The sequence below is a fragment of the Stenotrophomonas sp. STEN063 genome (genome assembly GCF_056854515.1).
The window spans coordinates 31476-48026 of sequence record NZ_JBXFWF010000032.1 but is presented as its reverse complement, the minus strand read 5'-3'; the positions used below and the strand labels follow the sequence as shown (position 1 = coordinate 48026).

Below are 16551 nucleotides of genomic sequence, written 5' to 3'. Positions count from 1 at the left end.
CCCACAACCTTCGGTCAGGAGAGGGCGGAGCGCGTGTCGTTGTAGGAGCGGCGTAAGCCGCGAAGCTGACAGCAATGAAGCGAGAGCCATCGCGTCGCCCGGATGAAAACGCACATGCAGTTGGCCGGCGAGCAAGGAATATGCAGGCGGTTGCATCTGTGGCTTCGCGGCTGACGCCGCTCCTGCAAAAAGGCTCGCATCAACAGCTACCGGAATCTCATCTCGCCAAACGGCAGAAGGCCACCGCATGCGGTGGCCTTGTGCTTGCATCAAACCGCTGTGTGGATTACTTGCCCGGTTCGAGCTTGATCCAGTCCAGCGTCCACATGTTGGGGCGGGTGTCGCCGGTGAAGCGCACGCACAGGTCGCCGCGTGCTGCGGGGGCGGTGATGCTGGCGTCCAGCTCGAGGAAACCGTCGGCGTTCGGTTCGGCCGGCAGTGCTACCGAGGCCAGTGGCTTGCCTTCGCAGTTGGCCAGGATCTCCATTTCGCCATGGGCAGTGCGCGCCGGCGCGAACTTGCGCGACGGCTCGTCATGGGCCAGCTGGAAGTTGTACGGAATGCGGCCTGCACGCACCTTGATGCGGCTGATGTCCGACAGGTCGACATCACTCCACAACCAGCACGGGTTGAAGATGTTGACGTTGAACACTTCGCGCTCGCCTTCTGCCGGGCCGTCATCTTCCAGGCGCAGCAACAGCTTGCCGCCATTCGGGCACAGGCCCAGCTGGGTGTCTTCGCGGACCAGCAACGAAGCAGCGTCAAGCTTGAAGGTGTTGACGCTGGCCAGGGGCTTGCCATCAAAGAACGCGGCGGTCTGTACCTGCAGCGGCACCTTCAACTGCAGTGGTTGCGCGTACAGCGGCGAGCTGGCGGTGACCGGGCTGCCATCCAGCGTGTAATGCACCGGGTAGCCCAGTGGATTGTTCAGGCTCACCTGCACCGCGCCAGTGCGGTGCTCACCCTTGTCGATCATGTCGACCTGGAACGGCGTCTTCGCATAGGCGATGTTCATCGCCTGGTAGCGCTGCAGCTGCTGCGGCAGGCGCTGCAGGAAATTGCCGAAGTTGCGCTTGTCCTGCGGGCTCCAACCGGTCTCGGCGACCGCAGCCAGGCGCGGGAACAGGTTGTGCTCCAGGTTCTGGTTGTTGCGGGTGTGCTCGTTGAACATGTTGGCCTGCAGGCCAAGGATGTGCGAGCGCTTGTCGGCAGCGAGCTCGGCCGGTACCGGTTCGAACTCGTAGGCCTTCTGCAGGGTGATGGTGGCCGGGCGGCCCGGCGGCTCGTTCGGCGACTCGGTCTGCAGGTAGTCCATGTACATGTGGCTGACCGGCGACATCACCACGTCGTGGCCTTCGCTGGCGGCCTTGAGCCCGCCCTCGGTGCCACGCCAGGACATCACCGTGGCTTCCGGCGGCAGGCCGCCTTCGAGGATTTCATCCCAGCCGATCAGGCGGCGGTCGTGCTGCTCCAGGAACTTCTCCAGGCGCTTGATGATATGGCTCTGCATTTCCATTTCATCCTTGGCGCCGAGTTCGCGCATGCGCTCCTGCACGCGCTTGGAGGCGATCCACTGGTCCTTGACCGCTTCGTCACCGCCGACGTGCACGTACTTGGACGGAAACATCTGGATCACTTCTTCCAGCACGTTCTCCAGGAACTGGAAGGTGGCTTCCTCGGTGTTGAACAGGTTCGGGAACACGCCCCACTGGTTGTCGATGACCAGCTTCTGTTCGGTGGTGCCAAGCTCCGGGTAGGCGACGATGGCGGCGGTGGCATGGCCGGGCACGTCGATTTCCGGGATCACCTGGATGTGGCGTTCGGCGGCGTAGGCGATGATTTCGCGGATCTGCTCCTGCGTGTAGTAGCCGCAGTACTGGCGCGCTTCGCCGGTGGCGGCATTGATGCCGGCATCACCCAGCGGCACGCGGCAGCTGCCGACTTCGGTCAGTTTCGGATAGCGCTTGATCTCCATGCGCCAGCCTTGATCATCAGTCAGGTGCCAATGGAAGGTATTGAGCTTGTGCTGCGCCATCGCATCGAGCAGCTTCTTGATCTCGTCCATGCTCTGGAAGTGACGTGCCGAGTCGAGCATGAAGCCACGCCATGGGAAGCGCGGGGTGTCATTGATGGTGGCGGCGGCGACATGGCCTGGCGTATTGCCGGTCAGCAGCTGCGCGGCGGTGACCGCGCCGTAGAACAGGCCGACATCATCACCGGCGCTGATGTCGATGCCGGTGTTGGAAACCTTCAATGCGTAGCCTTCGGCGGTGTTGAGTGCCGAAGGATCGAGGCGGAAGCGGATCTGCGCCTTGCTGGCGTTGTCGGCCACGGTGAGGGTCGGGCCGCCGTTCTGCTTGAGCAGGGTCACGAACTGCGCGGCGGCGCGGCGCGCGGCCTCGTCGTTGCCGCCGACGCGGGCGGAACTCTGCAGCACGAAGTCCTTGCCGCCGTCAGCCTGGTAGCTGGCGGGCAGGGGGACAAGCGAAGGGGCGGAGGTGGTGTCGGCGGCCTGTACCTGCAGGGCGGACATGCCCAGCAATACGCAGCTGCTGAGCCACGGCGCGCGGCTGCGCTTGTGGAAGGACTTCGTCATGGGCGGAGCTCCTGTCTGTGCTTGGGCGGCAGTGTGTAGTGCCGCATTGATCTTGTGTAGTGCCGAGCCAAGCTCGGCAGGATGTTGCTGTTGCTGTTGCTGTTGCTGTTGCTGTAGCGCCGGGCCATGCTCGGCAGCGCAAGCATTGCCGAACGAAGCCGATGCCGGGCATGGCTCGGCACTACATGGGGCAAGGGCATTGCCGAGCATGGCTCGGCAATGCGCCAAAGGCTAAAAAAAACCGGGCCCGGAATGATCCAGGCCCGGCGGGTCACGCTGACCGGCGATGTTGCCTGCCGGGATCGATCAGTACTTGAAGCGGAAGTTCAGGTAGTACTGGCGACCGTTCTCGTAGAACGCGCTCGGAATCGTCGTGCTCTGGTAGTACTTCAGGGTCGGGTTGTTGAGGTTCAGCGCATCGAAGCTGACGCTCAGCCAATCCGTCGCCTTGTAGCTCAGCGACAGCGACAAGGTGCCGAAGTCGTCCTGGTAGTACGGATTCGCACCCTTCAGGCCGATCAGGAACGACGAACGGTAGGTGTAGCTGACGCGTGCGCCGAAGGTGTCGTTCTCGAAATAGCCGCCCACGTTGTAGGTGTTCTTCGAGGTGCCCAGCAGGTTGTTGCTGCCGTCCGCCCAGGTGTGCGAGGTGCTGCCATCGGCGTAGGTGTAGTTGGCATTGACACCGAAGTTGTCGCCGATCGGCTGCTCATAGGCGACTTCCAGGCCGGTGACCTTGCCGTTGGAATTGACCGGCACGGCGACCTGGTAGGCCTCCAGCTGGTTGGTCAGTTCGCTGAACAGCATCTGCGTTTCGGTGCCGAAGGCCACGTAGTCCTTCAGGTTCATCGAGTACGCGCCCACCGACAACATGCCGCGCGGCATGAAATACCACTCGATGTTGGCGTCGAAGTTGGTCGACAGCACCGGGTTCAACTTCGGATTGCCACCGCCACCGGTGCGGCTCAGGTCCGAGCCCCACGACGAAGCGCCCAGTGCCGAGAAGTCCGGCAGGGTCTGGGTCTGCGACGCGGCGAAGCGGAACACGAGGTTATCGCTCATGTCGAACTTCAGGTTGGCGCTGGGCAGGATGCGGTCGTGCTTGTTGTTGAACGACAGTGCCTTCCACATGCCGAACAGGCTGCTTACATCGGCGTTGGCGATATCGCTGACGGCCTGGTAGGTGTTGATGTCCTGGTCGATGTTGACGTAGCGCAGGCCGACATTGCCGCTCCAGCGATCGCCAACGAAGTTGGCCTGGACGTAACCGGCAAAGTTCTTCTCGGCAACCTTCCACTCGCCGCCGTAGTTGTGGCGGCCGTTCGGGCCGTCATTGTTCGACAACCAGGTGGAGTTTTTGAGGATCGCCTCCTTCAATGCGGCCGGGGTGAAGTACCACAGGTCGCGCGGGAAGTTGCCGCCGATGCCGCCGGCAAAGCCACCCGGGAAATTGGCGGTGGCGCCGTTCTTCAGGGTGTCCCAGATGTTGCCGGGGGTTGCTCCTTCCGGCGACAGCGCTTCGCGCTTGTGGTCGGCATAACGCAGGCCGAAGTCCAACGAGCTGAGCGTGCCGACATCGAAGTACTGGCTGAAGTCGGCGGTGAACCACTTCTCCTTGTCTTCAGCGGTGACTTCCTGGTTACCCCAGGTGCCAAAGCTGGTGACGCCGGCCGGGCTGATGTCGCCGCCGACGCTCCAGTCGATCGGTGCACCATTGCCGTGGGTGCTCCAGCTGGCACCACCACCGCGGGCTGCGGTGACTTCGGCGATGAACTGGCGCGGGGTCGAGCCGGTGCCCTTGGTGCTGCCGGCCTGGAACTTGGCATTCAGGCCATCATTGATCTGCCAGTCCGCATCGGCAGTGATGTAGCTGCTCTTGGCGGTGGCTTCGCGGTAGATCATGTCGTACACCGCATAGTCGGTGCCTGGCTTGCCCGAATAGGTGGCGTTGGTCAGTACGCCATCCTTGACCACGTAACCCGCATCCGGTGCCTGGGTGTTGGCGAAATTGCCGCCCCACAGCATGAAGTTGCGGTTGTAGTTGTTGGCGTCCATCTTCGAGCTGAAGCCTTCCAGGCCCAGGGTCAGGTTGTCGGCTGGCTTGAATTGCAGTGCGAGCAGGCCGCCCTTGCGCTCACGGGTCTGTTCGAACAGGGTCGAACCGAGCAGGCTGGGGACGTAGACGCCGGCCAGGTCCGGGTTGGACTGGGCAACGGCGCTGTCGGCGCCGATCTGGAAGAAGCCGGACGGGATTTCCTGGGCTTCGCGGCGCAGTTCACGCTTCTGGCTGAAGGCCTGCACCATCACGCCGAAGGTGTTGTCTTCGTTCTTGTAGTTGAACAGGCCCGACAGCTGCGGATCATTGGATTCGGCTGCATCCGAGCGCACTGCGCCGATCGAGGCTTCTGCAGTGATCTGCTTGGAGAATTCCAGCGGCTTGCGGGTAATGATGTTGACGGTGCCGGTGGTGCCGCCATCCTGCAGCTTGGCCTGCGAGGACTTGTGCACTTCCACCGAACGGACCAGCTCGGACGGCAGCAGGGTGTAGCTGACGCTGCGGCCGACGTTGCTGCCCTGGCTCAGTACGAACCAGTCAGCCGAACCAACGGTATGGCCGTTGATCAGGGTCTGGGTCAGGCTCGGGCTGGTGCCACGCAGGCTGACGCGGTCGGCTTCGTCGAAGCCGCCTTCGTCGGCCGAGGACGAGCTGATGTTGACGCCCGGCAGGCGCTGCAGGGTATCGGCGACGTTGTGCGCGGGCAGCTTGCCCACGTCTTCAGCGGTAACCACTTCAACGCGCGAGTTGGCTTCGCGCTTGGTGTCCAGCGATTTTTCCATCGAGCCGCGGATACCGGTGACGGTCACGGTGTCCAGGTCGGTGGCGTTCTGAGGGGCTTCCTGCGCGTGTGCGCTGAAAGCAATACAGCTGACGATAGCTGCCGAAAGCAGGGTCTTGCGATGCATGTTGTCTCTCCTCAACATCAAGATTGATTGGCACTGCGTGCCGCGTTACTACAGGGTCCTGCTGGTGGATCTGTTGCTTATGCTGCTGAAGGCTTACGTGGCCGACTTTTCCAGATACCAACTGGCGGCGCCGATGACGCCCAGTTGCCCGTGCTCTACCAGCTTCACGGGAATGCTTTGCAACGCCTTGCGCATCGGCCCCTTGTTGAGGAAGCGTTCGACGAAGGTGCTGTTCAGAAGGAACTGGCTGATCTTCGGCAGGATGCCGCCAGCCAGATAGATGCCGCCCTGCACGCCGTAGAGCAGGGCCATGTCACCGATGGTCGAGCCGAGGATTCCGCAGAACAGCTGCAGGGTTTCCACGGCCAGCGGATCACTGCCATCGCAGGCGGCGGCGCTGACGGCATCGGGGGTGGTGTGCACCGGCGTGACGCCGCGCACCGCGCATAGCGCGTTGTACAGGTTGAGCAGGCCGGGGCCGGACAGTGCCTGTTCGATCGATACATGTGGACGGTCCTGCAGCATCTGCTGCAGCACCGCCATTTCCAGTTCGGTCGTGGCTGCCAGCGAGGCCTGGCCGGCTTCGGTCGCCAGGACCACCGAGCGGTTGCCGACCGGGATCCACACGGCGGCGCCCAGGCCGGTGCCCGGGCCGATCACCAGGGTCGGGCCGCGCTCGGCTTCGGCCGGGCCGGTCAACTGCAGGACCTGGCTGGCACTGATATGGCCGGCGGCATGCGCGACCGCTTCGAAGTCGTTGACCAGATGCACGCCAGCAAACCCGAGGTCATCGCGGATGCGGGTGGACGACAGCGGCCACGGCAGGTTGGCCGAGATCACAGTGCCGTCCGGCAGCGCGTAGCCGGCGGTGGCGATCACGCAATGCTCGACCGGTGGGTTATGGCTGGCGAAGTCGGACAGGATCGCGCTGAGGCTGGGATAGTCCGCGCAGCGGTACTTGCGATAGGACAGTACGTCGATCGACGGGTCGTTTGCTGCCGCGGCCCGGATCAGGCCGACGCGGACGTGCGTGCCACCCACGTCGGCGGCGAAGAAGGGCCGGGAGGCGGGGTCGAGGCGGGTGGTCTGCAGTGGGGGGACGACAGCTGTCACTCGGTTTCCCTATGGCGAGGCGGAGCGCCCGGAGGGGCACCATTGGGGGGCGAGTCTGTAATCGTTCTGACAACGATGTCAACGAATAATTGAAACTTTCGATGCTGCGCCGCAGCGTGTCTGCGCAAACCTTGCGCCGCCTGCATTTGTTGCATCCGATAGCGTGCAGTGGCTTAACTTGCAGGGTTTTCTGCCAAAAGCCTGATCCTTACGGGCTTATGGGACATTCCTGATGAGCTGCCGGAATAACCCTGCGAAGCTGCGTTGTTGACAAACTTGTCCGCAGCAAACCATAAATGTGACAACGTTGTTCCCACGTAAGTCGCCGGACGGCCTCGATCCGTCTCCCGCATCCGCAGGAGCTTTGCCCATGTCTGCTGTTCCCGTCTCGACGCCGCGTACCAGCATGGCGTCGTCCATCGCCATCGTCGGCGTGCTGTTCTTCATCATCGGCTTCTGTACCTGGATCAACGGCCCGTTGATCACCTTCGTCAAGCTGGCCTTCGACGTGAACGAGGTATCAGCCTTCCTGGTACTGATGGTGTTCTACCTGTCTTACTTCTTCCTGGCCTTGCCTGCGTCCTGGATCCTCGGTCGCACCGGCATGAAGAAAGGCCTGGCGCTCAGTCTGGCGGTGATGGCGGTTGGTGCGATGGGCTTCGGTGAGTTCGCCACGCAGCGATGGTTCGGCGGTGCGCTCGCCGGCCTGTTCGTCATCGGCGGCGGCATGGCCCTGCTGCAGACTGCGGTCAATCCCTATATCAGCATCCTCGGCCCGATCGAAGGCGCCGCGCAGCGCATCGCGCTGATGGGCATCTGCAACAAGATCGCCGGCATCATCGCGCCGGTGGTGATCGGTACCTTCGTGCTGCACGGCATTGGTGACCTGGAAAGCCAGGTGCAGGCGGCCGACGCCGCAACCAAGGCCGACCTGCTCAACAGCTTCGCCGCCAAGATCCACACACCCTATATGGTGATTGCCGGTGTGCTGCTGCTGGTTGCAGTCGGCGTGCTGTTCTCGCCGCTGCCGGAAGTGCAGCCGGACCAGGCCAATGCCGTGGCCAATGACGGCAAGGCCGCCAAGCGCAGCATCTTCCAGTTCCCACACCTGTGGCTGGGCGTGATGTGTCTGTTCGTCTACGTCGGCGTGGAAGTGATGGCCGGTGACGCCATCGGTACCTATGGCAATGCCTTCGGCCTGCCGCTGGACCAGACCAAGCTGTTCACCTCCTACACCCTGTTCGCGATGCTGGTGGGCTACGTGATCGGCCTGTTGGTGATCCCGCGCTTCATCTCGCAGGAGAAGTACCTGGCGGTGTCGGCGGTGCTGGGCGTGGTCTTCACCCTGGGCGCGTACTTCACCCACGGCTATGTGTCGGTGGGCTTCGTTGCCGCGCTGGGCTTCGCCAACGCGATGATGTGGCCGGCGATCTTCCCGCTGGCGATCCGCGGCCTGGGCCGTTTCACCCAGATCGGTTCGGCCCTGCTGGTGATGGGTATTGCCGGCGGCGCGATCATCCCGCAGGCGTTTGCCCTGCTCAAGCACGCGTACCCGGAACACTTCCAGCTGGTGTTTGCCGCATTGATGATCCCCTGCTACCTGTACATCCTGTACTTCGGCACCGTAGGTCATAACGCGGGCAAGGCACGTGGCGCCTGAATCAAGCATCATGGCGGCAATCGAGCCAACGCGGGAACCGGTAATGCGTAGACCCACCATCAAGGATGTCGCCGAGCGTGCCAAGGTCTCTTTGAAGACCGTCTCGCGGGTGATCAACAACGAGCCTTCGGTGATGCAGGCCACCCGCGCGCGCGTACTGCGCGCGGTGGCCGAGCTGGACTATGAGCCCGATCCGTCCGCGCGCAACCTGCGCAGCAACACCACCTTCGTGATCGGGCTGGTGTACGACAACCCCAATCCGTACCACATCATCGGGGTACAGAACGGCGTGTTGTCGGCCTGCCGCGAGACCGGTTTCGGCCTGCAGATCCATCCCTGCGATTCGACCTCGCCGATGCTGGCCGAGGAACTGGCCGACTGGGTGCAGCGTTCGCGCCTGGCCGGACTGGTGCTGACCGCACCGATGTCCGAGCGCCCGGAACTGGTGGCCGCACTCAATGCACGCGGCATCAAGACCGTGCGCATCATCGCCGCCACCGAGGACCCGGGCGATGGCCCCTGCGTGTTCGTCGATGACCGCGATGCCGCCTACGAGATCACCGAGCACCTGATCCAGCTTGGCCACCAGCGCATCGGCTTCCTGTGGGGCGGCACCTCGCACCGTTCCAGCGGCGAGCGCTACGCCGGCTACGAAGCGGCGCTGAAGGATTACGGCATCCCGCTGGACAAGCACCTGGTGATCCCGGGCGACTACACCTTTGACGATGGCTTCCGTGGTGCGCGCCGCCTGCTGGCGCTGCGTGAACCACCTACCGCCATCTTCGGCTCCAACGACGAAATCGCCGCTGGCGTGTTGGCCGCAGCCAATTCGGCCGGCTTGAACGTGCCTTACGACCTGTCCATCGCCGGTTTCGAGGACAGCCCGTTCTCGCGCCAGTCGTGGCCGGCACTGACCACCGCCAAGCAGGCCACCGGCGACATCGCCCGCCATGCCGCGCGTTTGCTGATCAGCCAGCTGCGCACCGATGCCTACGAAGACAGCCCGGCACAGCTGCAGAACCAGGGCTTCGTACCGCAGCTGGTGGTACGTGGCTCCACCGCACCGCTGCGCCAGCAGCCGTCGCGACCTCCGTCATCTCCCCCCGACCTCTCCGAGTAACGATCCATGGCACTGCCGAGTGAAACCGAAACCTTGATGTTCAACGAGGCCGCGGAAAGCGCCTCTGTCATCGCCGCCCAGTTCGCACGCAACCGCGACGTGGTGCAGGCCCTGGCCGCAGACCTGCGCCAGAACCCGCCACCGTTCGTTGTCACCTGCGCCCGTGGCAGTTCCGATCACGCGGCTACCTATGCCAAGTACCTGTTCGAGACCCAGCTCGGCCTGGTGACCGCGTCGGCGTCGCCGTCGGTGGGCTCGGTCTATGAAGCGCCGCTGCAGCTGCGTGGCGCGCTGTATATCGTGATCTCACAGTCGGGCAAGAGCCCGGATCTGCTGCGCAACGCCGAGGCCGCCAAGGCTGCCGGCGCGCGTGTGGTGGCACTGGTCAATGTCGAGGATTCGCCGCTGGCATTGCTGGCCGAAACCGTCATCCCGCTGGGCGCCGGCGTCGAGCGCAGTGTCGCCGCGACCAAGAGCTACCTGGCGTCGCTGGCTGCGATCCTGCAGCTGGGTGCGTACTGGAAGAACGATCCGGCACTGATCGCCGCGCTGGATGCCTTGCCGGCCGCGATGTCCGAAGCATGGGCCTGCGATTGGACGGCGGTGACCGACGGTCTGGTCGATGCGCACAACCTGTTCGTGCTTGGCCGTGGCCCGGGCCTGGCTGCTGCGCAGGAAGCCGCGCTGAAGTTCAAGGAAACCTGCGGCCTGCACGCCGAAGGTTATAGCTCGGCGGAAGTGAAGCACGGGCCGATGGCGCTGGTTGGCCGCGATTTCCCGGTGCTTGCCTTCGCCCAGCCGGACGAAACCGGCGCCGGCACCCGTGCCGTGGCCGAAGAATTCGCCGCGCGCGGCGCGCAGGTATGGCTGACCGGCGAGGGCGGCAACCTGCCGACCGCATCTGCTCCGCATCCGCTGTGCGCACCGCTGCTGACCATCCAGAGCTTCTACCGCGCGATCAACGCACTGGCGCTGCGCCGTGGCAACAACCCGGACCTGCCGCCGCACCTCAACAAGGTGACGGAAACGGTCTGATGAAAACCGCGCTGCGCAATGGCCGGGTACTTGCCGGCGAGAACTTCCGTGACGATGTCGCGGTATTGATCGAAGACGGCCGCATCACTGCGGTCGTTTCCAGTGACGACCCGGCCGTTGCCGCGGCCGACGCGCAGGTAGACCTGGGCGGCGGCTGGCTGCTGCCCGGCTTCATCGACGCCCAGGTCAATGGCGGCGGCGGTGCATTGTTCAACAACCAGACCGACGTCGATGCACTGCGCACGATGGTGGCCGGGCATCGCCGCTACGGCACCACCGGCATGCTGCCGACCCTGATCAGTGACGATGCCGAGGTAATGGCGCGCGCGGTGCAGGCCACGCGCGAGGCAATCGCCAGCAAGGTGCCGGGCGTGCTCGGCATCCATCTGGAAGGCCCGTATATCGCACCGGCGCGCAAGGGCACGCACGATGCGGGCAAGTTCCGCGTGCCGGATGCCGATGAAGTGCGCATGGCGACGGCGCTGGACAACGGTGTCACGTTGATTACCCTGGCACCCGAGCGCGTACCGCTGGCAACGATCCAGCAGATGGTCGCCAATGGCGCCATCGTTGCTGCCGGTCATACCGCCGGTACCTATGACGAGATCCGTGTCGGTCTGGACGCTGGCATCACTGGCTTCACCCATCTCTACAACGCGATGTCGCCGCTGCAGGGGCGTGATCCCGGTGCAGTGGGTGCGGCACTGGAAGATGCCGACAGCTGGTGTGGCGTGATCGTCGATGGCGTGCACGTACACCCGGCCAGCCTGCGCGTGGCGCTGGCGGCCAAGCCGCGCGGCAAGGTGTTCCTGGTCACCGATGCAATGCCGATGGTGGGCTCGGACAACCCGGCGTTCGAGTTGTACGGCGAAACCATCACCGCCGTTGATGGGGTGGTCCGCAACGCTGCGGGTGCTCTGGCCGGTTCTGCCTTGGACATGATCACCGCCGTGCGCAATACGGTCGGCCTGCTGGGTCTCTCGCTGGCCGAAGCTTCGCGCATGGCGTCGACCTATCCGGCGCAGTTCCTTGGCCTGGATGATCGTTACGGACATATCGCGGCCGGCTACCAGGCCGATTTCGTATTGCTGGACGCCGATCTGCAGGTGCAGGCAACCTGGATTGCCGGTCAGCGCGACTGAGCTTCGGTCTGTGAGTAGTGCCCATGAATAAAGCCATCCGTTATGCCTCGGTGGATGCCCTGCGCGGCATCACCGTCGCGGCCATGCTGCTGGTCAACAACCCCGGCAGCTGGAGCCATGTCTACGCGCCGCTGCTGCATTCGGAATGGAACGGCTGCACGCCGACCGATCTGGTGTTTCCGTTCTTCCTGGTGATCGTCGGCGTGTCCATCGCGCTGGGCGTCGTGCCGCGGGTGGAGCAGGGCGCTGATCGTGGTGCATTGACGCGCACGGTATTGATCCGCGCCGGTCGTATCCTCGGTCTGGGCCTGCTGCTGCACTTTGTCGCCTGGTGGTGGTTGGATCTGGCGCACTACCGGCCATGGGGTGTGCTGCAACGCATTGGCCTGTGCTTCGCTGCTGCTGGCATGGCGGCGATCTGGTTGAAGCCGCGCTTGCAGTGGCTATGCATTGGCGTGTTGTTGACCGGCTACGCTGCGCTGTTGGTGGCAGGTGGCTCGCTGGAGCCCTGGCTCAATCTGAGCAGCCGCGTGGATACTTCGTTGTTCGGCGCGCTGCTGTATCAATATGACCCGGCGACCGGCCATGGCCATGATCCGGAAGGGCTGATGTCCACGCTGGGCGCATTGGCTTCGACCTTGCTCGGCCTGCGTGCCGGTGCCTTGCTGCGGCAACGTCCATGGCGATTGCTGCCTGCTGCGGTGTTGCTGTTGATTGCCGGCGGCCTGTGGGCGCAGTGGCTGCCCTTGAACAAGAACCTGTGGACCTCGTCGTATGTGCTGTGGACCGGCGGCTGGGCATTTGCGGGCCTGTGGCTGGCGCACATCCTGATCGACTGCCGGCAGTGGCCCGCGCTGGGGCGCCGCTTCGGTGTCAACGCGATCACCGCTTATGCCGGTTCCTCGGCGATGGTGCTGGCGATGATGGCCACCGGCAGCTGGGGCTGGCTGTGGGAACACCTGTTCAACCGCTGGCTGACCCCGTTGGGCGGCGCACAGTTCGCCTCGCTGGTGATGGCCCTGAGCTTCGTGGCGATCTGGTGGTTGCCGATGGCGTGGATGGACCGCCGCAAGATCTATCTGAAGATCTGAAGTGGCTGATTCTTGGCTTGTAGGAGCGGCGTAAGCCGCGAAGCTGGTGATACATGGCCAACAGAAGAAATTGCAGTTGCACAATCCAGCGGTGTCTTTTGCATTTTCGGCTTCGCGGCTTACGCCGCTCCTACAAGCAGCTCCAGAATTTCTTGGTGCCTGAGGCAATCACCGCGCCGCGCTGATTGCCTTGATCCGCGCCTTCTTCAAGGCTTCACCGATGGCGGGGCCTTGCAGGCCTTCAGTGGCGATATCGCGTGCATTGATTGCCAGTGCAGCCGCATGCAGGCGCTGCAGGGTTGCGCGCTGTGGGTAGTCACTGTCCTCGAAGCCGAGCCGTCCGCGCTTGTCGCATTCGCAGACCAGGGCCATCTGTGCGATGCGTTCGGGGCGACGGAAACCGTCGCAGCGTTGGATCAGCTCCAGCACGGTGGCGTCGCGCAGTTCGTCGATGCGATGCACGTTGAGGTGTTCGCGGCAGACCGCTTCGGCCAGTTGACGATGATCGAGCGGAATCTTCAGGCGTTCGCAGAGCTTGGCCAGCGGCTTCAGGCCGCGCTGCTCGTGCATGATGTGGCGCGGCAGTTCGTCGGTTGGAGTCAATGCCTTGCCAAGATCGTGGGTGAGCGCGGCGAACCCGATCAGGTCATCGCCCGGTGCCAGCTGTGCAGCCATGTCACTGACCATTTCCTGGTGCACGCCGGTATCCACTTCCGGGTGGAACTCGGCGCGTTGCGGTACGCCGTACAGCGCGTCCACCTCCGGCAGGATCACTGCCAACGCACCGGTATCGTGCAGGCAGCGCAGGAAGGCGGAGGGTTGTTTCATGGTCAGGCTGCGCCGCAGTTCCTGCCAGATGCGTTCCGGCACCAAGGCATCGAGTTCACCGCTGGCTGCCATATCGCGCATCAATGCGGCGGTTTCCGGTGCCAGGGTGAATCCCAAGGGGGCGAAGCGGGCCATGAAGCGTGCCGCACGCAGCACCCGCAACGGGTCTTCGACAAAGGCCGGGCCGACATGGCGCAGTACGCGCTGCTCGATATCGCGTACACCGCCCCAGGGATCGACCAGTTCGCCGGTTTCTTCGTCGCGGGCAATGGCATTGATGGTGAAGTCGCGGCGCTGCAGGTCTTCTTCCAGCGTCACCGAGGGATCGGCATCCACCACGAAGCCGCGATAACCGCGGCCGGATTTGCGCTCGGTGCGCGCCAGCGCGTGTTCCTCGCCGGTCAGCGGATGCAGGAAGACCGGGAAATCCTTGCCCACGGCCTTGAAGCCGTCCGCTTCCATCTGTGCTTGCGTGGCACCGACGACCACCCAGTCACGGTCACCGGCCTGCAGGCCGAGCAGGGAATCGCGGACAGCGCCGCCGACGAGATAAGTCTTCATGCGGCCATGATAAGGCGGATGGGGCGTCGGCCATGTCGTGCCGAGCCATGCTCGGCAGGGGCGTCACCAGCAATACCCAGTGTTGTGGGAGCGGCGTAAGCCGCGAAGCTGACAATGCTTGAAGGCCGCAAGAGCCAACCCCTCCCCAACCCTCCCCTTCGCTGCGCGAAAGGGAGGGGGCAGAAGCGGTAGTGCCGAGCCATGCTCGGCAAGGGGCGTTACCGGCCATGCATGTTCTTGTAGGAGCGGCGTAAGCCGCGAAGCTGGCGATGCAGGAAGGCCTCAAAAGCCAACCCCTCCCCAACCCTCCCCTTCGCTGCGCGAAAGGGAAGGGGGCAGCAGCGGTAGTGCCGAGCCATGCTCGGCAGGGGCTTTGCAAGCGAAAAAGCTGCCCTCACCCCAACCCCTCTCCCGCTAGCGGGAGAGGGGCTGAAGCGATAGTGCCGAGCATGGCTCGGCACTAGAGGTGTTACGGGGCTTGTTGGCAGCTGAAGGCTTTGCGCGCGCCTTGGGTCTTGCCGACCATGCGGTCGCTCAGGGTCAGGGCGTTGTTGTTGAGGCGCCAGTCGTAGATCACGCTGAAGGCCAGCACGCGCGCCACGTACTCGCGGGTTTCCTTGTAGCTGATGGTCTCGATCCAGAAATCCGGGTCGTAGTTCGGGCGTTGACTCTGCCAGCGTGCGGTCGGGGTGGGGCCGGCGTTGTAGGCGGCGATGGTGACGTAGGGCAGGCCGTTGTACTTGTCCATCAGCTGGCGCAGATAGGCGGTACCGATGGCGATGTTGGTATCCGAGTCATACAGGCTGGACGCACCGCCATAGCCGCTCAAACCAATGCTCTTGGCCACGCTGGCGCCGGTGGCGGGCAATACCTGCATCAGGCCCATGGCGTTGGCCGGCGAACGTGCATTTGGATTGAAGATGCTCTCGGCGCGGATTTCCGCCGCAATCCAGGCCGGGTCCAGCGCATTGCGGGCGGCTTCGCGGCGGATCGTGTCGTCGTGGTGCAGCGGGAAGCGCAGGTTGTACAGGCGCAACTCCTGCGGGCCTTTCAATGCAAACACTGCGCGGTCAAACCAACCGTTTTTGCTGGCTACTTCCACGGCGAGACGGCGCTGGCTGTCGTCGAAACGCGACAAGGCCTCGGCCCATTCGCGCGCGGCCCAGCTTGGGCGTTCGATCTTGAACAGCTCGATTGCGCGTACCAGCGCCGGGTCACGGGCAACAGCGGTCTTTGCTGCTGCGCTGTCGCCCGGATTCCACGGGCACAGGTTGTAGGGCTGCTTGAGCTTGTCGGCGGCCAGGAAGCCGTGGAAGGTCGGTTCGGCCGAGGCGGCGCGGTACAGCGCGGTGGCCTCGGCCGGCTTGCCGGTCTTCTCCAGCAGGCGGGCCTCGAACCAGCGCCAGCGTGAGTCGTTGCGCTGGCTGGCCGGCATCTTGCGGATGGCGGTCAGTGCTGCCGGCCAATCGCCACGTGCCATCGCTTCGCGGGTGCGCCATTCGTGCAGGCGTTCGTCATAGGCCGACTCGGGCACGGCGGCCAAACGCCGCGCTGAATCCGGCAGATAGGAAGCCACCGTCCACAGCGCAATCTCATACAGCACCTTGCCTTGCTGCTCGGCGTTGAGGGCGAGTGCCTGGGCGTATTGCGGCAGCTGCAGCTCGGCGGCGTCGGGGTCGGCCTTGGCCAGCTTCTGCAGGCCGTCGACGGCGATGCGACGGCTGCGTTCGTTCTTCGGCCAGTTCAGGGCGCGCGCGTCGGGCTTGTCGACGAAGGCTGCGTAGTCATTGGCCTGGGCCAGCTCGGCGGCTGGCAGGCCACGTGCGGCGGCACGCATCACCGCCGGTTGCTGCGCATCGGCGGCAGCGTCGATGCGTTCCCAGCGCAGCGCCGGGGTCAGGTCGCCGCGGCTGGCGAGTACCGCAAACACCGGGTCGCAGCCATCGGGCAGCGACTTGCCGGCGCTGCGCCAGACGGACTGGGCGTCGCTGGTCCATTGCGCATCGGCCCTGCCTGTTGCCTGGCGTGCGTTGAGCTCGGCACAGCGCAGGCCGGGATCGTTGCTGGTTTTCCAGTTGGCCAGCAGGGTCGGCCAGTCCTGGCGGCGGGCGAGGGCGGGCAACCAGGCCGAACGGAAGCTCTCGGCCACGGCCTGGCCCTGGTAGCGCTTGAGGAAATCCTGCGCCTGCGTGGTCGGCAACGTGTCGATGTTGCGACGCAGGGCGCTGAACTCCAGCCAGCCGTACAGCGGGTGGTCGCGCAGCGGCGCGGCGGCGTTGGCATCGAACTGCCCGCGCTCGGCATTGTCGATGGCGGTGCGCATCGCGGTGCGTTGTGCGTCCAGGTTCTGGGCCTGGACGCAGGCGCTGAGCAGCGCGGCGAGGGTGGCCAGAGGCAGCAGGAAGATTTTATTCATGGCGGAAGGATAACGGCCGCAGCGT

At 64.3% G+C, this 16551-nt stretch carries 10 protein-coding genes; 5 read left to right on the top strand and 5 right to left on the bottom strand.

The features are described from left to right. Positions 1 to 286: 286 nt before the first annotated feature. The 3 genes from AC1VWL_RS10520 to AC1VWL_RS10510 all read right to left on the bottom strand — a co-directional run bounded on the left by AC1VWL_RS10520 (position 287) and on the right by AC1VWL_RS10510 (position 6673). On the bottom strand, positions 287 to 2596 hold the full coding sequence (locus AC1VWL_RS10520; RefSeq protein WP_482986642.1) for a beta-N-acetylhexosaminidase: 2310 nt from the start codon (positions 2594 to 2596) through the stop codon (positions 287 to 289). 306 nt (positions 2597 to 2902) lie between these two features. Then, positions 2903 to 5560, bottom strand: coding sequence for a TonB-dependent receptor (locus AC1VWL_RS10515; protein WP_482986641.1), 2658 nt, complete (start codon positions 5558 to 5560; stop codon positions 2903 to 2905). Positions 5561 to 5653: 93 nt separating this feature from the next. Further along, positions 5654 to 6673: a glucokinase family protein gene (locus AC1VWL_RS10510; RefSeq protein ID WP_481534330.1), complete on the bottom strand. Its 1020-nt coding sequence runs from the start codon at positions 6671 to 6673 to the stop codon at positions 5654 to 5656. A gap of 370 nt (positions 6674 to 7043) precedes the next feature. Here AC1VWL_RS10510 and AC1VWL_RS10505 point away from each other — a divergent pair, with 370 nt between their 5' ends. From AC1VWL_RS10505 to AC1VWL_RS10485, 5 genes are read left to right on the top strand one after another with little or no spacing between them, the layout of a single operon-like run. Then, on the top strand, positions 7044 to 8333 hold the full coding sequence (locus AC1VWL_RS10505; protein WP_482986640.1) for a sugar MFS transporter: 1290 nt from the start codon (positions 7044 to 7046) through the stop codon (positions 8331 to 8333). A gap of 43 nt (positions 8334 to 8376) precedes the next feature. After that, complete coding sequence (locus tag AC1VWL_RS10500; protein ID WP_057627176.1) at positions 8377 to 9453, top strand: LacI family DNA-binding transcriptional regulator; 1077 nt, start codon at positions 8377 to 8379, stop codon at positions 9451 to 9453. Positions 9454 to 9459: 6 nt separating this feature from the next. After that, complete coding sequence (locus tag AC1VWL_RS10495) at positions 9460 to 10488, top strand: SIS domain-containing protein (protein ID WP_482986639.1); 1029 nt, start codon at positions 9460 to 9462, stop codon at positions 10486 to 10488. Next, positions 10488 to 11630, top strand: a complete 1143-nt coding sequence (gene nagA / locus AC1VWL_RS10490) for an N-acetylglucosamine-6-phosphate deacetylase (protein WP_482986638.1) — start codon at positions 10488 to 10490, stop codon at positions 11628 to 11630. Before AC1VWL_RS10495 ends, nagA begins: the two co-directional genes overlap by 1 nt. A gap of 23 nt (positions 11631 to 11653) precedes the next feature. After that, positions 11654 to 12721 carry an acyltransferase family protein gene (locus AC1VWL_RS10485; RefSeq protein WP_482986637.1) on the top strand — a complete coding sequence of 356 codons (1068 nt, stop codon included), beginning with the start codon at positions 11654 to 11656 and terminating at the stop codon, positions 12719 to 12721. A 168-nt stretch (positions 12722 to 12889) separates the two neighbouring features. On the opposite strand, the gene AC1VWL_RS10480 is transcribed toward AC1VWL_RS10485, so the two are convergent. After that, complete coding sequence (locus AC1VWL_RS10480; protein ID WP_482986636.1) at positions 12890 to 14110, bottom strand: multifunctional CCA addition/repair protein; 1221 nt, start codon at positions 14108 to 14110, stop codon at positions 12890 to 12892. A 469-nt stretch (positions 14111 to 14579) separates the two neighbouring features. Next, positions 14580 to 16526 carry a transglycosylase SLT domain-containing protein gene (locus AC1VWL_RS10475; protein ID WP_482986635.1) on the bottom strand — a complete coding sequence of 649 codons (1947 nt, stop codon included), beginning with the start codon at positions 16524 to 16526 and terminating at the stop codon, positions 14580 to 14582. Positions 16527 to 16551: the final 25 nt, after the last annotated feature.

What these genes read in the sequence shown, in the direction of transcription:
- AC1VWL_RS10480 (WP_482986636.1), bottom strand. Translation starts at nt 14,110, where the DNA reads ATGAAGACTTATCTCGTCGGCGGCGCTGTCCGCGATTCCCTGCTCGGC.
- AC1VWL_RS10515 (WP_482986641.1), bottom strand. Translation starts at nt 5,560, where the DNA reads ATGCATCGCAAGACCCTGCTTTCGGCAGCTATCGTCAGCTGTATTGCT.
- AC1VWL_RS10520 (WP_482986642.1), bottom strand. Translation starts at nt 2,596, where the DNA reads ATGACGAAGTCCTTCCACAAGCGCAGCCGCGCGCCGTGGCTCAGCAGC.
- nagA (WP_482986638.1), top strand. Translation starts at nt 10,488, where the DNA reads ATGAAAACCGCGCTGCGCAATGGCCGGGTACTTGCCGGCGAGAACTTC.
- AC1VWL_RS10485 (WP_482986637.1), top strand. Translation starts at nt 11,654, where the DNA reads ATGAATAAAGCCATCCGTTATGCCTCGGTGGATGCCCTGCGCGGCATC.
- AC1VWL_RS10495 (WP_482986639.1), top strand. Translation starts at nt 9,460, where the DNA reads ATGGCACTGCCGAGTGAAACCGAAACCTTGATGTTCAACGAGGCCGCG.
- AC1VWL_RS10505 (WP_482986640.1), top strand. Translation starts at nt 7,044, where the DNA reads ATGTCTGCTGTTCCCGTCTCGACGCCGCGTACCAGCATGGCGTCGTCC.
- AC1VWL_RS10475 (WP_482986635.1), bottom strand. Translation starts at nt 16,526, where the DNA reads ATGAATAAAATCTTCCTGCTGCCTCTGGCCACCCTCGCCGCGCTGCTC.
- AC1VWL_RS10500 (WP_057627176.1), top strand. Translation starts at nt 8,377, where the DNA reads ATGCGTAGACCCACCATCAAGGATGTCGCCGAGCGTGCCAAGGTCTCT.